The 15,419-nt window shown below is 61.9% G+C and carries 13 protein-coding genes and 1 pseudogene; 9 read left to right on the forward strand and 5 right to left on the reverse strand.

Annotated elements, in window-relative coordinates; all coding sequences use genetic code 11:
• The first annotated feature begins 129 nt into the window (after nucleotides 1-129).
• Both MTX36_RS05095 and MTX36_RS05100 read left to right on the forward strand, forming a co-directional pair.
• Nucleotides 130-1,416, forward strand: a complete 1,287-nt coding sequence (locus MTX36_RS05095) for an adenylosuccinate synthetase (RefSeq protein WP_243618655.1) — start codon at nucleotides 130-132, stop codon at nucleotides 1,414-1,416.
• The gene (locus MTX36_RS05100) at nucleotides 1,413-2,072 is read left to right on the forward strand and encodes an NUDIX hydrolase (RefSeq protein ID WP_243618656.1); all 660 of its coding nucleotides are present in this window, start codon (nucleotides 1,413-1,415) and stop codon (nucleotides 2,070-2,072) included. Before MTX36_RS05095 ends, MTX36_RS05100 begins: the two co-directional genes overlap by 4 nt.
• 6 nt (nucleotides 2,073-2,078) lie before the next feature.
• Here the strand turns inward: MTX36_RS05100 and hppD are convergent, their stop codons facing one another.
• Entirely contained in the window at nucleotides 2,079-3,269 is a 1,191-nt protein-coding gene (hppD, locus tag MTX36_RS05105; RefSeq protein ID WP_243618657.1) for a 4-hydroxyphenylpyruvate dioxygenase, read from the reverse strand.
• A gap of 167 nt (nucleotides 3,270-3,436) precedes the next feature.
• Here hppD and MTX36_RS05110 point away from each other — a divergent pair, with 167 nt between their 5' ends.
• On the forward strand, nucleotides 3,437-3,967 hold the full coding sequence (locus tag MTX36_RS05110) for an Lrp/AsnC ligand binding domain-containing protein (RefSeq protein WP_279394244.1): 531 nt from the start codon (nucleotides 3,437-3,439) through the stop codon (nucleotides 3,965-3,967).
• A gap of 1 nt (nucleotide 3,968) precedes the next feature.
• On the opposite strand, the gene MTX36_RS05115 is transcribed toward MTX36_RS05110, so the two are convergent.
• A complete protein-coding gene (locus MTX36_RS05115) occupies nucleotides 3,969-5,483 on the reverse strand; it encodes an MFS transporter (RefSeq protein ID WP_243618658.1) in 1,515 nt (504 codons plus the stop codon).
• Nucleotides 5,484-5,569: 86 nt separating this feature from the next.
• On the opposite strand from MTX36_RS05115, the gene MTX36_RS05120 reads away from it, so the two are divergent.
• On the forward strand, nucleotides 5,570-6,202 hold the full coding sequence (locus tag MTX36_RS05120; RefSeq protein WP_243618659.1) for a TetR/AcrR family transcriptional regulator: 633 nt from the start codon (nucleotides 5,570-5,572) through the stop codon (nucleotides 6,200-6,202).
• A 1-nt stretch (nucleotide 6,203) separates the two neighbouring features.
• Here MTX36_RS05120 and MTX36_RS05125 read toward each other — a convergent pair whose 3' ends face one another.
• Entirely contained in the window at nucleotides 6,204-7,277 is a 1,074-nt protein-coding gene (locus tag MTX36_RS05125) for an adenylate/guanylate cyclase domain-containing protein (protein WP_374230428.1), read from the reverse strand.
• Between the two features lie 168 nt (nucleotides 7,278-7,445).
• Here MTX36_RS05125 and MTX36_RS05130 point away from each other — a divergent pair, with 168 nt between their 5' ends.
• Both MTX36_RS05130 and MTX36_RS05135 read left to right on the forward strand, forming a co-directional pair.
• Entirely contained in the window at nucleotides 7,446-8,159 is a 714-nt protein-coding gene (locus MTX36_RS05130) for a DUF6319 family protein (protein WP_243618660.1), read from the forward strand.
• A gap of 92 nt (nucleotides 8,160-8,251) precedes the next feature.
• Nucleotides 8,252-8,908 carry a S1 family peptidase gene (locus tag MTX36_RS05135; RefSeq protein ID WP_243618956.1) on the forward strand — a complete coding sequence of 219 codons (657 nt, stop codon included), beginning with the start codon at nucleotides 8,252-8,254 and terminating at the stop codon, nucleotides 8,906-8,908.
• Between the two features lie 22 nt (nucleotides 8,909-8,930).
• On the opposite strand, the gene ilvD is transcribed toward MTX36_RS05135, so the two are convergent.
• Together ilvD and MTX36_RS30495 are read right to left on the reverse strand one after the other, a co-directional pair.
• A complete protein-coding gene (ilvD, locus tag MTX36_RS05140; RefSeq protein ID WP_374230436.1) occupies nucleotides 8,931-11,288 on the reverse strand; it encodes a dihydroxy-acid dehydratase in 2,358 nt (785 codons plus the stop codon).
• 129 nt (nucleotides 11,289-11,417) lie between these two features.
• Nucleotides 11,418-11,576 (reverse strand): annotated as a pseudogene (locus tag MTX36_RS30495) (helix-turn-helix transcriptional regulator); the annotation flags it as partial.
• A 34-nt stretch (nucleotides 11,577-11,610) separates the two neighbouring features.
• Between MTX36_RS30495 and MTX36_RS05150 the strand changes: the two are divergent.
• From MTX36_RS05150 to MTX36_RS05160, 3 genes are all read left to right on the forward strand, one after another.
• Nucleotides 11,611-12,276, forward strand: a complete 666-nt coding sequence (locus MTX36_RS05150; protein ID WP_243618661.1) for a TIGR03086 family metal-binding protein — start codon at nucleotides 11,611-11,613, stop codon at nucleotides 12,274-12,276.
• A 118-nt stretch (nucleotides 12,277-12,394) separates the two neighbouring features.
• Entirely contained in the window at nucleotides 12,395-14,074 is a 1,680-nt protein-coding gene (locus tag MTX36_RS05155) for an alkaline phosphatase (protein ID WP_243618662.1), read from the forward strand.
• The gene (locus tag MTX36_RS05160; protein ID WP_243618663.1) at nucleotides 14,071-15,345 is read left to right on the forward strand and encodes an alkaline phosphatase family protein; all 1,275 of its coding nucleotides are present in this window, start codon (nucleotides 14,071-14,073) and stop codon (nucleotides 15,343-15,345) included. The genes MTX36_RS05155 and MTX36_RS05160 overlap by 4 nt, the downstream gene beginning before the upstream one ends.
• The last annotated feature ends 74 nt before the right edge of the window (nucleotides 15,346-15,419 follow it).

The raw sequence follows: 15,419 nt of genomic DNA on the forward strand, positions 1-15,419 counted from the left end.
CCGGACGGCCAATCCCCTTCGGCCATCAACAACAGCGACGAAATGCCAGCCATATCCGGCATCCCTGGGCGATCTAAGCCTAGAACTCGAAACCTCGTAGATCACCCTTCTTAAAACGTAAGGACTGAAATGAATGCTTTTGACAGTCGTGACATCGTCGTCGTGGACCTCGGTTTCGGCGACGCCGGCAAGGGTGCCACGGTTGACTGGTTGTGTTCGCCGCAGGCGGGCCTGGGCGTAGCTGCGGTAGTTCGATTCAACGGCGGGGCGCAGGCTGCCCACAATGTTGTGAACGGAGAACACCACCACACCTTTTCGCAGTTCGGGGCCGGCACGTTGTCGGGCGTGCCGACCTTTCTCTCGAAGTTCATGTTGGTCGAACCGATTGCTCTCGCGACGGAAGCGCGGGCATTGGAAGCGATCGGAGTGAACAATCCGTTCGACCTGTTGACCATCGACGGGCGAGCCCTGCTGACCACGCCGATTCACGTCGCCGCCAACAGGGCTCGCGAAGATGCCCGCGGCGGCAACCGGCACGGTTCGTGTGGCAAAGGGATCGGCGAGACGGCAGCGTATGCACTCGAGTATGCTGATGCGCCAACCGTAGGCGACTGCCTACGTCCGGACGTTCTCCGTCGAAAGTTGGTGGAGATGACGAGGTACTACGGCCGGTTGATCACCGACAGTCGACATGGCTTCCCGTCGATCAACGACATGACCGAGATGTACGGGGAATTTGCTGCAGCAGTGAACATAGTCGGACCCGGTGCGTTGCAAGCGATCGGTGCCGGCGGGCGACTGATTTTCGAAGGCGCCCAGGGAGTTCTACTCGACGAGTGGCGCGGATTTCACCCGCACACCACGTGGTCGACAGTCGAACCGTCCAACGCACGAGCAATGATCGGCCAGATGGGTAGGGAGAGTTACGTACTCGGCGTTACCCGGACGTACATGACACGCCACGGCGCCGGACCTTTCCCGATGGAAGACGGCCCTCTCGGGCTGGCTCTTCCGGAACCACACAACGGCGTCGGCGAGTATCAGGGTTCGTTTCGGGTCGGACACCTCGACGAGTTGCTGCTGCGGTACGCGATCGAGGTCAGCAACGGCGTCGACGGGGTGGCGCTGACGCACCTCGATGCCCTTGGCCGCGCTGCGGCAGCAAACACCCCGATCCACGGGGTGGAGAGGTACGAAGAGTGGGCGTCGATACCCGTCGGGAAGTGGAAGGACCTTGATCATCAACAAGCGTTGACGGACACTCTTCGGACGGTAGAAGTTGCGGCGAAACAAGTTCCGCCTGAACCCGAGGCGTTTGTCGACTATCTGAGCAGTGCGCTCGGAGTGCCGGTGGTGCTGACCGCCGGCGGACCGGATCGGGCCGATCGTCGGCTACGCAGCACTGTGCCTGCATGATGGAGAACGTGGAACAGTCACTTGTCTCGATCGACGTCATCGCTCTGCGATTCGGCAATCCGGAACCGGGGCACTTGAGGTTTGCCGTCGCGCAGCGTCAAACCGAGCCGTACACCGGGCAGCGTGCGCTGCCCGGTGTACTCCTCGGCGCTGGTGAGCGGTTGCAGGACGCGGCCCGGCGCGCAGTGACCACCAAGCTCGGATTTCCCGATGAGGCGATTCTTGCAACCGGGCAGTTGGCCGTATTCGACGAACCCAACCGCGACCCGCGTGGTCCGACATTGTCGGTTGCCATGTGGGCCGTGATCTCTCCGGCTGAGGTGCCCACCGGCGACATCACGCCGGAGTGGGTGAGTTGGGACAAGCCGGGTCACCTTGCCTTCGACCACAACCGGATTGTCGCGGACACGCGGCCGATCCTTGCAGACACCTTGTTGTGGCGGGACGAGTCCTTCACGCGGGCGCTGTCCGGGCCGTCGTTTCCGGCGTCGTACGCACTGGCTGTCGCCGCAGAACTGTCCGGCGAGCGGCCCGACGCCGGCAACCTCAATCGCACTCTCAAAGCCCTACCGGGCCTCGAACGCACCGACGAACGAGTGCGAGTCAGTGCGACGGGTCGTCCGTCGGTTGTGTGGCGGTGGACCGAAAACGACTGAGCTGCATCAGAAGTTTCCGCGCGCTTCCTGTTCCCGCTCGATTGCCTCGAACAGTGCCTTGAAGTTGCCCAGTCCGAAACCGAGTGAGCCGTGGCGTTCGATGAGTTCGAAGAACACGGTGGGCCGGTCGCCGATCGGTTTGGTGAAGATTTGCAGAAGGTAGCCGTCCTCGTCGCGGTCGACGAGGATTCCACGCTTCTGCAAGTCCTCGATCGGGACTCGCACGTTTCCGATCCGTGCGCGCAGTTCGGGATCTTCGTAGTATGACGCCGGGGTGGACAGAAACTCGATGCCCTCGGCAACCAAAGCGTCGACCGCGCCCAAGATATCGGCGGTGGCAAGTGCCAGATGCTGGGCGCCGGGCCCCTGATAGAACTCCAGATACTCGTCGATCTGGGAACGCTTTTTGGCGATCGCCGGTTCGTTGAGCGGGAACTTGACCCGATGGTCGCCGCTCGAGACGACCTTGCTCATCAGTGCGGAGTAGTCGGTGGCGATGTCGCCGCCGACAAATTCGGCCATGTTCGTGAACCCCATGACTCGGTGGTAGAAGTCGACCCACTGATCCATTTTTCCGAGTTCGACATTGCCGACCACATGGTCGAGGGCTTGGAAGATGGTGGGCTTGCTGCATGACGACGTGCGAGTGACGTATCCCGGTAGATAGGGACCCGTGTACCGCGACCTGTCGACCAGGGTGTGCCGAGTTTCTCCGTAGGTGGCGATGGTGGCGATACGAACCGTGCCGTGCTCGTCGCTGATGTCGCGTGGCTCTGCAATGACCTTCGCGCCCTGAGAGATTGCCTGCGCAATGCACTTGTCGACGTCGGGAACATTCAAGGTGATGTCGCGGATTCCGTCACCGTGCTTGCCGTGGTGCTCGATCAGCGGGCTCGCCGGATCTACTGCACCTTTGACGATGAAACGCACTGCACCGCTTTCGAGTACGTACGCATGATGGTCGCGGTTACCGGTGGACGGTCCCGAATACGCAATCAGCGTCATGCCGAAGGCGGACTGGAAGAAATGGGCACTCTGCGTGGCATTTCCGACGATCCATTCGAGTCCGTCCCAGCCGTGGACCGGGAACGGGTCGGCGCTGTCGTCGTACTCGATCAGTCCGACCAGTTGGCGTAACTGTTCGAGATCGAGTCCGGCCAGTCGTTCTTCGTCGGTAAGAGTCTGATCGATGGTCATGCTCGGCACCCTTCCGTGAGCGAGTACGAAGAAGCGCACTGCGCGATACAAAGAGCTAAGTCCGCCGCGATACTGCTAGTCAACGAGCGTGCATTCAGCTAGGCAATTCGACGGAATGGCGCAGGAATCAGGGGACTATTCCAGTCATTGTGTATAGGTTGAGGGGCATGGCGGAATCGGTGCGGAATTCGGTGTCACTCGACGGTCTGGATTTGGCCTTGCTCGAAGCGATGCACGCGCATCCGCGTGCCGGGGCGTTGGAACTGTCGAGATTGACCAAGGTTGCCCGCGCGACAGTGCAGGCCCGACTACGCAGGCTCGAAGATGGCGGAATCATCTCAGGATATGCGCCGCACATCGACTTGGCCGCAGCAGGTTTCGGTGTCCAAGCGTTTGTAACCTTGGAGATCGCCCAAGGTGCCCTCGATACCGTCACGATCAAACTCGAGGCCATCCCCGGTGTGATCGAAGCATTCGCGACAACCGGCACCGGCGACGTTTTGTGTCGAGTGGCGGCAGCGTCGCATCAAGGTTTGCAGCAGACGTTGCTCGATCTGAACCGATCCGGCGTAGCCACTCGCTCCACGAGTGTGATGGTTCTGTCGGTGGTGGTGCCCTTCCGGGCGTTGCCGTTGCTCGAGACACTCGACACTCGCGGCGCGGTCAAAGCGCCGGCCTACCGGGAGCATCGAAGCTGATTCAGCCCTTGCGTCCGGGAGCCCAGAACCCGAGAGCAATAGCGGATACCCACATGATCGCCGCCAATGTCCACGCGCCTTGATCCATGCCGCGGATGAAGGCTTCCTTGGCGAAGTCCGCCAGTTGATCACCTTGCGGGCCGGCGATTTCCGCGACGTGGAGAGCCGCTGCCAGCGAGCCGGATACAGCGTCCTTCGCTGATTCCGGCAGCATGTCGACTGCCGGTTGCACGTGCAGTCCGTAGCCCGCAGCGAGGATGCTTCCGGCCAAGGCAACGCCGATCGCAGAACCGATTTCGCGGGTGGCGTCGTTGACTGCCGACGCGACCCCCTGCTTGGCGTCGGGCGCATTGGAAACTATGGCGGCGGTGGCGGGGGTTGTCGAGAGCCCGAGTCCGATGGCAGCCACGATCAGTGGGATGGACACTTCCGCATAGGTTGAACCGGAGTCCAGTGTGATCATCAGTGCGATGCCCGTCCCCAGCAGTGCAACGCCCGAAGCGGTGAGAATGCGTAGTCCGACAAGCGGAATCAGGAGAGGGGAAACTACCGAAAGCAGCATGACGGGCACCGCGATCGGGAATAGTGCGAGCGCCGATTGCAGGGGTGAATAGTCGAGGACTAGTTGCAGGTACTGCACGATCAGGAAGAACAGGCCGAAGGTGGCCAGGAACTGCAGTGTGAGTGATGCTGCACCGCTTCCGAATGCGCGGTTTGCAAACAGTCTGACGTCGAGAAGTGGATGGGCGGTACGTAATTCCACAACACTGAATATGGCTGCCAGGGCGATTCCACTGATCAGAAGAGCGAGGACCACGGGGTCCAGCCAACCCCTGGCCGGGGCCTCGATCATGCCGAGAACAAACAGTCCGATAGAAGCGGCAATGAGCGCGGTGCCGGGCAGATCGAGCGGAGTTGTCTCCGCGTCCTTCGAGGACGAGATCGTGAACGAGAGCACGAGGATCACAGCGGACACCATAGCCAGGCTGATGAAAATCGAATGCCAGGACCACTTTTCGAGCAACAGTCCCGAAATGATGAGTCCGGCGATGGCTCCGGAACCTGCCACACCGGACCAGATGCCGACGGCGCGGCCGCGTTGAGCGGTGGGAAATCCGGCGGTCAACAGCGACAGGGTTGCGGGCATGACAAACGCGGCACCCACGCCGGCAACTACTCGGGACGCGATGATCCAGGCGGGTTCGTCGGCAAAGGCCGGAATGGCGCAACCGGCGGCGAACACGAGCAGACCGAACATGAGCAGTTCGCGTCGGCCGTAGCGATCACCGAGCGCGCCGGCCGGAAGTAGCAGGCAGGCGAGAACGAGGGTGTACCCGTCGACGATCCATGTCAGTTGGGATTGGGTGGCACCGGTGTCTCGGGCGAGGTCGGGGAGTGCGGTGTTCAAGGACGCCATCGCGGCGACGACCAGTGCCACAGCGCAGCACGAGACCGTCAGCATCCAGATCTGCCGGGCGGTCCAGGTCGACTGTTCGATGTCCGTATCGGCGCTCATCTAATCCCTCTCGATAGAAAAGAGACCATCAGTATCGTTACAAGAACGTCAGTTCCACAAGACCGGGGTGGGTATAGCTTGAACTTGTGACGACGGTGAGAACGGATCAGCAGCCCATCGACGAGGATCCGCGCAAACAGCGATCCCGAACCAGATTGCTCGACGCAGCGACAACGCTCCTCTCCAAGGGCGGCGTCGACGCCGTGACGATCGACGCCGTCACCAAGCTCGCCAACGTGGCCCGCGCGACCCTGTATCGGCACTTCGACAGCGGTACCGAACTGTTGGCCGCAGCATTTGCACGGCTACTGCCGTCAGTTCCGGCGATTTCGGGAGAGGGCGACCTCCGGACTCAGTTGCTCGAACTGTTGACCAGCCAGGCCAAGGTCATCGAGAGTGCGCCGGTGCAGGTCACCGCGATGTGCTGGCTCGGCTTGGGCCCGGACCTGGCCGGTTATTCGAGCACCGAAGCCCTCTCGGCCGACAAACCGGAGATGCGGTCACTGCGGCAAACAATCATGGAGCAGTACCGGGAGGCGTTCGATCGCGTCTTACGGACACCGGAGGCGATCGAGGAGTTGGGGGAGTACGACTACGACGTCGCCCTGGCGCAGTTGGTCGGTCCGTTGGTGCTCACCAGGTTGGCCACACTCACCCCACTCGGCGAATCGGCCTGTGAGCAGATCGTCGACGATTTCCTGGCGGCGCGCCGAGCCTGACTTACGACTCGATATTCCGTCGTAGGACGTACTGCTCGAGACGGTCGATGCCGCGCACCCGTCGTGGCCTCAGGTGGCGGAGCTTGAAATTGGCGTCCAGGCCTACCGCGCCGGCTAATTCCGAATCGATCAGTACTGTGCCGGGGCGAGCAGAACTGGTGAGCCGCGCTGCCTTGTTGACCACGGAACCGTAGAGATCGCCGAATCGAACCAAGGTCGGCCCCATTGCCAGGCCCACCCGCAATTGGGGGTCGTCATGGTCGGCTAGAACCGATTCCTGGATCTGCATCGCGATTTCAGCGGCATGATGCGGACTCTCGGCGGCGAACATCACCTCGTCGCCGACGGTTTTGACGATCCAGCCGAAATTTCGGCCGACGATTTCGGCAGAGGCGGATTCGAAACGTTCCAGCAGATCGCTCAGCTCGGCGGGATCGAGGCCGCGGGTCAACGATGTGTACCCGACGATGTCGGCGAACCCCACGATCAAAATTCGGCTGGCAACTTCTTCACCGGGATTGCCGACATTGCGGCCGGTTGACGACGCAACATGCCTCTTCCACACGTAGGTCTGGAGCGATTCGACGGCCGGGATGATCTCGGCGCCCAGACGTAAGATCAGTTTCCGGATCGACTCCGGGTCCTGATCGCCGGACTCGGTCAACTGATCGACGATGTGTGTTCCGATGAGCGAAACCTGCCACTCGGCGAGCCTTGACATCGACTGTCCCAGTGAACGTGCCGCGGCGACTTCGCTACTGCGCGAAATGATTCCGCGATCAACCATGCTGGTGAGGCTCTTCAGGGCGTCGGCATCTTGCTGGGTGAACATGACGGCATCCGGATCTTCGTCGACGGCAAATCCCATGGCTACCCACAGGCGATCCGCACGATCTCGCGAGACTCCGGCGAACTCGGCGATCTGGGTTTGAGTGAAGCATCGGGAACCGCCGAGGAGATATTCTTCGATGTCGGCCTGAATGCTGCTGAGCATATTCGCGTCGAACGGGTTTTGCGGTTGAGTAGCACCTGGTTCGGTGCCCTCGTTCATGCCCGACGGCTCCGAACTGCTCACTGTGCTCCTCGGTACTTCTACGTTGTTGTTGTCATCATCTTCCAGGTTGCGCTCGCCGAACAGTACTTAATTCGACGAACATCGGGGCGGTGTGCGGGAACACGTCGGTGGCTTGTGCAAGAGTTGCCCCGAGAAAAGCACCACCGAAACTCTCGAAAGGATTTGCGAATGCCACCCCGTAGACGTTCCGGCGCTACCGCATCAACGCCGGATCACCTCACTGCGGAAAACTTGGCGACTCTCGCCTCGGCAGTCGCCGAAGGTAAACGCGCCACCGTATACCTGCGCGAGGCAACCCCCAGCCTCGGTATCGAGGCAGGCACTTCCGCCAAAGTGGTATCGGTGGACGGAACTACCGTGCTGATCCGACCCAAGGGCGTCAATGACGAATTGCCTTTCGAGGCAGAGGAATTGCGCATCAACCGCGTGGCATCGGCGCCGCCGAAACCGGCGCCGCGCCCGAAACCAGTTGTGGAGTCCGAACCCCTCATGGAACCACTCGTCGAAACGCGACCCAAGCCGCGGCCTGCACCGGCAGCAGCCCCCGTCCCGGCAGTCATTGCGCCGACGCCGGCGCCTCGCCCAGCCGTCAAGCGTGCCAAGAAACTCCCGGCCGGAGTCAGCGTCACCATTCACGCCGGCGCCGACAACGACTGGAGTGTCACCGTCACTCTAGGCGCCAAGCGTCCGGGCAAAGCGGTTCCGGTAGCTCCCGACGCAGTTGAGCGCGCCATCCGCGAATTGGGTGAGCCGACGGCCATCGAGGCAGTCGAATCGATCATCGTGGAGGCCCGTGACGCGGCGGTTGCGCGCGTCGACGAGCTGAGCCGCCAACTCGAAGAGGCACGCAAGATGCTGGAGGCACTCGGCACCACCGAGTAATTCCGCACCCACCGCGTAACTCTCTTGCGTAGCTGCAAACTTTCCGGGGTATGCGTTTTGTGCAGCGGGGGTCTACCAGCGGAGAAAATATGATGTTACGAAAAATCGTATCTGTACTGGCAGCGTGGATTCTTGCATTGGGGCTCGGGTTCGTCGCCAGTGGAACGGCGATTGCTGCGGCCACGCCGATGGGTGGCGGCTCGGGCATCATCGTCAACGACGAAGTCATTTGCACTTTGACAACGATTGGACATGACAGCGGAGGCCGGCTGGTTGGTATCACCGCAGGTCACTGCGGTGAACCAGGCTCGACCGTGGTGCCCGAGGACGATCAAGGTGCCGGAGTTGTCGGTAAATTCGTCACCTCCAACCCTGACCTCGACTACGCGGTCATTGCGTTCGATCCCGGCAAAGTCACGCCCGTCCGGACCATCCGCGGTGCCACCATCACTGCAATCGGCACGCCGGCCAGTTTCCCGGCAGTTGCATGCAAGGAAGGCCGGACCACGGGCAATACCTGCGGAATTGTGTGGGGAGATCTGAGTGCCGACGCACAAACGTGGACGCAAGTGTGTGTCGACCACGGTGATTCCGGAGCGCCCGTCACTGTCGGAACCACACTGGTCGCGATGGTGAATGCGTACGTTTTCGTTCCTTGCTTGGGGCCGGAACTCGGCACCAACATGTCATCGATCCTCGCGAGTATGAACTCGCAGGGCGGTGTCGGTGCCGGGTACCAGCCTATCTAGCTCAATTCAGGTGGGTTCGGCCTCAGCCGCAGACTGCTCCGCCTGAGGCTGAACCCACAAGCTTGGTGTACTTGGCCAGCACACCGCGGGTGTACCGCGGGGGCAACGGCTCCCAACCTTGTTTGCGCGCAGCCAGTTCAGAGTCGTCGACCAGCAATTCGAGCAATCCGGTACTGACGTCGAGCCGGATCTGATCACCGTCACGAACAAATGCGATGGGTCCGCCGTCTACAGCTTCCGGCGCCACGTGCCCGACACAGAGACCAGTGGTGCCGCCGGAGAACCGTCCGTCGGTCAGCAACAAGACGTCCTTGCCCAGCCCGGCTCCCTTGATTGCGCCGGTGATGGCGAGCATCTCACGCATTCCGGGGCCGCCCTTGGGGCCTTCGTAGCGGATCACCACGACGTCGCCGCTGGTGATGGTTCCGTCTTCGAGAGCGTCCATGGCGGCACGTTCACGTTCGAATACCCGTGCCGTGCCGGTGAATATGTCGGACTCGAATCCGGCAGACTTCACGACAGCGCCGCCGGGTGCCAGTGAGCCCTTGAGAATCGTGATGCCGCCGGTGGGATGGATCGGCTCGCTCATCGCCCGCAGAACCTTGCCGTCCGGATCGGGCGGGGTGATATCTGCGAGATTCTCGGCGATGGTTCGACCGGTGACTGTCATGCAGTCACCGTGTAGGAGTCCGGCGTCGAGCAATGCCTTCATGATGACGGGAACGCCGCCGATCCGGTCGACGTCGGTCATGACGTGACGACCGAAAGGCTTGACGTCCGCGAGGTGCGGAACCTTGGCGCCGACGCGAGCAAAATCGTCGAGAGTCAGAGGTACGTACGCCTCATGCGCGATGGCGAGGAGGTGGAGCACCGCATTGGTGGAACCGCCGAAAGCCATGACGACGGCGATGGCATTTTCGAAGGCTTCCTTGGTGAGGATGTCGCGGGTGGTGATGCCCCGACGCAGGAGTTCGACGACGGCTTTGCCGCTCTCCCGAGCGAATCCGTCGCGTCGACGGTCCGGTGCCGGCGGGGACGCACTGCCGGGGAGCGACATACCCATTGCCTCGGCCGCGCTGGCCATGGTGTTTGCCGTGTACATGCCGCCGCAGGCACCTTCGCCCGGGCAGATTGCGCGTTCGATGATGTCGACGTCCGCGCGGCTCATCAGCCCCCGTGAGCACGCGCCCACAGCCTCGAAAGCATCGATGACGGTGACTTCGCGTTCACTGCCGTCGGACAGTTTTGCCACTCCCGGCAAGGTGGAACCGGCGTAGAGGAACACGCTGGCGAGATCGAGGCGGGCAGCAGCCATCAACATTCCGGGGAGCGACTTGTCGCAGCCGGCGAGCAGGACCGAACCGTCGAGGCGCTCGGCCTGCATGACGGTTTCGACGCTGTCCGCGATCACCTCACGGGAGACGAGGGAGAAGTGCATGCCCTCATGGCCCATCGAAATGCCGTCGGAGACGGAGATGGTGCCGAATTCGAGGGGGAATCCGCCACCTTCCCGGACACCTTCCTTGACAGCCTTGGCAAGGCGGTCGAGGGACAGGTTGCAGGGGGTGATCTCGTTCCAGGACGAGGCGACGCCGATCTGCGACTTGACCCAGTCGTCGTCGCCCATTCCTACTGCGCGCAACATGCCTCGCGCTGCGGTCTTTTCGAGTCCGTCGGTGACGTCACGACTTCTAGGTTTGATGTCGGGTTCGGTCATTGCCTCAGCATAGGCGGAGCCTTTGTAGCCGGCCGCGGTTTCTGCGGCCCGCGTGGCAAGTTCGTCCCGGATCAGCCGTGGGGCGAGGACGACGACGCCCGGTCCGACGGCCCACAGTGCGCGGACGGCGTGGGAGTCTTCTGCGAATTCCAACTCGGCACGTGACCAGCCGTCAGGCCCGTCATCGCGGTTGTGGATGCGGAGTGACTTGCCGGATAGTGCTTCCCAGACGTCGTCGTGGACCATGCAGTGAACGGTGACGTTAGGTAGTGAATTTCGAAAGGACTTCCAGTGCAACAGGAATGACGCTTCCAGATCGACCGTCGGGGGCCGGTTGGCAGTCGCGGCGAGAACCGTCAACTCCGCGATTCGGGAGACTCGATAGGTCCGTTCGGTACCTTCACGCTGGGCCAGCAGGTACCAGTGGGTGCCCGCGTAGACGAGACCGATCGGATCGAGTATTCGTTCGGCAGTGTCGCCATTGCGATTGCCGTAAAGCACCTGCACTCGCCATCCGTCGATCACCGCCCGCTGCAATTCGACGAGGTGAGGTTCGGGTGGGGTCGGCCAGGCGAATCCGTCAGGGCGGAAGAGGATCCGCTGTGATGCTCGGGTGGCTTCCGCGCGGTGCGATTCAGGTAGTGCAGCGGTGACCTTGCGCATTGCGCTCGCGAAATTCGGGGAGGCTACGCGGCCGTCGCCGGAGGAGAGAAGCGCCTTGGCTTCCTCGAGAGTGAGACCGGTCAGGTCTGTGCGATATCCGGGAATCAAACTGATGCCACCGCCACGTCCCCGGTCGGTGTAGACGGGGACCCCGGATGTGGACAGCGCTTCGATATCGCGGAGCACGGTTCGTTTGGACACCTCCAGTTCCGTCGCGATCTCCGCGGCGGTCAACCGATTGCGATGTTGCAGAAGCATGAGGATGGATAGAAGTCGGTCGGCGCGCATGTTGGGAAATCTTGCCAGCAGAACATGACAGAAGATGACATCTTTGGCCGGTTTACTCGACTTCAGTGCCGATCACATCCGGCGGCACCGACGAGAGGATTCAGTCATTTCCATCATCACCGCTCCCGAGTTGATCGATCCGCGCCCCATCTACCTCGGCGCGACGGCCTGGGTGGCAACCTTGCTCCGGACAGTCCGCGCAGATCAGCTCACCTTGCCCACTCCATGCGACGAGTTTGACGTGCTGACATTGTCGGCGCACCTGATCGGTACCGTCGGCCGGATCATCGCCATTGCGGAGCTGGGGAGCCCCGATTCCGTATCGCCGATCGCTTCCGAGCACGATGCGGATACCTTTGCGCGGCTCGCCGAGCATGCCCAGCGCGTTTGGGCTGACGACGCCCTGCTGGACCAACCCGTCAAAGCTCCGTGGGGCGAGTCTTCGGGCCGCTTTGCGCTGTGGGGCTATACGAACGAAGTCCTCGTGCATGGCTGGGACCTCGCCGTAGCGATCGGTCAGCCCGCCGAGGCGGACCCGACGTTGGTCGAGTCGACGGCTGAAGTGGTGCGCCAGCTCATTCCTCCGGCCTCCCGCGTGCCCGGGGTGCCATTCTCTGCGGTCGTGGAGCCTCGCGCCGAGGCCGGCCTTACGGAACGTCTCGCCAATTGGTCAGGGCGATCCTCGCGCGCCTGGGTCTGAAGGCTCCGCCTGTGTGTACTTCTGGTAGTTGGCGCTACCAAAAGGCGCACAGGCGAAGCCTGGGTGAACATCACGAAACTCTCTTGTACGGCCGTCCAATTGCCGGTTCACTCCTAGCGTGCATCCGAATGCCTTTGAACGAATAACCAGACGTGGACTCCTGCAGAGTTCGGCCGTACTTGCCGGTGCGGCAACCCTTGGTGTGGTCGGAGCGAACCGCGCTGGTGCCGAGGTGGCCGCGAGTTTTTCGCACGGCGTTGCCTCCGGAGATCCGTTGCCGCACTCCGTGATCATTTGGACGCGCGTCACGCCGGTTGCGGCGGCGACACCGGGTTCCGGAGTCGGACCGGCTGTGACGTTGAACTGGCAGGTTGCAACCGACGAAGGCTTTGCAAACGTCGCAGCGTCGGGAAGTATTGTCGCTTCGGTTAATTCCGATCACACTGCCAAAATTGATGTCACCGGACTCGATTCGTCTACCGCGTACTGGTACCGATTTACAGCAGGCTCGGCAGTCTCGCCGGTGGGTCGTACCCGTACTGCACCGTCGAATTCTGCGGACCTCGAGCGCCTACGCTTCGGAGTGGTGTCCTGCTCCAACTGGGAGGCAGGCTATTTCAGTGCCTACCGCCACCTCGGACTCCGCGATGACCTCGACGCGATCATCCACCTCGGTGACTACATCTACGAGTACGGCCAGGGGGAGTACGGCGCCAAGGACGGTTCGGTGCGGTTGCATGAGCCCGCGCACGAGATCATCTCACTGGCCGACTATCAAATCAGGCACGCGCAGTATAAGACTGATCCTGACCTCGCTGCCCTGCACCGGAAGTTGCCGTTCATCACCACCTGGGATGATCACGAATCGGCCGACAATGCGTACAACGGTGGAGCTGAAAACCACACCCCCGGAGCCGAAGGCGATTGGGCTGATCGAAAGGCCAACTCGGCCAAGGCCTATTTCGAGTGGATGCCGGTCCGGCCGTCGGGCAGTGGCTCGGCAACACAACTCTATCGCCGGTTCCGTTTCGGTAATCTTGCCGAAATCTCGATGCTCGACCTGCGCACCTACCGCGACGAGCAGCCCACGATGCGTCAGGTAGACGATCCGACGCGCAGCATAACCGGACGCGCACAAATGGATTGGCTCACCAACGGGATTGTCAGCTCGCCCACCCAGTGGAAGATCGTCGGAAATCCGGTGATGATCACTCCGTGTGTGTTTCCGCCTCTGGAGCCGGCGACCACTGCGGCGATCACCGAGTTGGTCGGAATCCCGCAGGGCGGATACCCGTACAACACCGATCAGTGGGACGGTTACACCGCTGACCGGGCAAGGCTCTTCGATGCCATCACCTCGAACAACATCGACAACACGGTTTTCATCACGGGTGACATCCACACGTCCTGGGCGTGCGATCTGCCGACCAACGCCGCGAACTATCCCGGCGGCCCGACCGTCGGCGCGGAGTTCGTGGTCCCTTCGGTGACGTCTCCCAACATCGACGACTCGCTGAAAGTGCCGCCGCGCACGGTATCCGTTGCCGCAGAAGAAGCATTCAAGGTGGTCAATCGGCACGTTCGATACGTCGAGTTGGACTCACACGGCTACGGGGTATTCGAGATCTCGCGCGGCAGTACCCAGATGGACTGGCACTACGTCGACAGTCTCACCGATCCTCAGAGCAACGCGCACTATGCGGCCGGCTACAGGCTACCGGCCGGAGCCGGTGCCAGAGTTTCACATTCGTCGATTCCGCTTGATCCAGCTTCGTACCGACCAGGAGTATCTCAGTGAGTTCGGACGTTTCACGTCGTCAGGTTCTGATCGGCGGAAGTATTGCTGCGGGAACAGCTTTGCTCGGTTCTCCGGCATTTGCCGGTGTGCCGACAAACAAGGGTATTCCTGACGTCGACGTGTACGTCATGGTTGTCGACGGTATGCGCCCCGACGAGTTGCGCGCCGACCTCACTCCCATGCTCACGGGTCTGGCTGCTGGTGGCGTTCACTACCCGAATGCCAGCGCGATCAACATCGCCGAGACGCTCCCTAATCACACGGCGATGATGACCGGCGTCTACCCCGCTCGTTCGGGGGTGCCGGCCAATTCCGTCTACGACCCTGCCGTCGGCAAGGCCCGTGATCTTGATCGTGCATCTGATCTGCAGACGTCGACCGTCCTCGAACGGGCACGTACCGAACTCGGATTGACCACTGCGAGTGTGTTGTCCAAGCATTACCTGCACGGACTGTTCGGCGATCGTGCGTCCGTCGTGTGGGATCCGCAGCCGCTGCTTCCCGGCACGGCGCACGCTCCGGACAACTTCACAATTGATGCCCTGATCCGTATCGTCGGCGAGAGCTCGCCGCGATTGTCGTTCACCAACCTCGGTGACGTCGATCGCGTTGGACACCTTGATCTTTCGGGACCTTCTATTCGGATCGCTCGCGCGGCCGCGTTGCAGAACACCGACAATCAGGTACGACGCTTTGTCGATTTCCTCCACGCCACCCGTCGCTGGAACCGCAGCATCGTCATGGTGTTGGCCGATCATTCCATGGACTGGTCGGAGCCGACGCGGCTTGTCGGGCTGGATCGTCCGCTCAATGCGGATCCGTTGTTGGCCGGGAAGATTCGGATCGCACAGAACGGCGGCGCAGATCTGATTTACTTCGTGGGGCCGGATGAGGACCGAAGCGAGGCCAGCGCGCGCATTCAGAAGATCGTCGCTTCAGTTGCTGGTGTCGAATCAAGCCATCTGCCGGCCGAATTCAACCTCGGCGCCAATGCGGGTGACGTGGTCGCATTCTGCTCGCAGGGTTGGCGGTTCAGCGATCCGACGCCACTGTCCAATCCGATCCCCGGAAACCACGGGCACTCCGTGACCTTGCCCATCCCGTTCTTCCTCAGCGGCGGGCATCCCGCACTCGACGGTGGACGAGCTGTGGCTGAGCCGGCGCGCACCATCGACGTGGCCCCGACAGTTGCTGCGTTGTTGGGACTGGGTGCACCGGTCGGTGGTTGGGACGGAGTCGCCCGCACGGCCGGGGTTGCCCTGCCGGCTTAGTGGCGTGGTGGATGACCCGCTGGGCGGGAGACTTGGTTCTCATCGGTGGTCGGGCGACTTATCGTAGCGACACA

It is taken from the genome of Rhodococcus sp. ARC_M6 (assembly GCF_022810305.1).
Lineage (GTDB): Bacteria > Actinomycetota > Actinomycetes > Mycobacteriales > Mycobacteriaceae > Rhodococcus_F.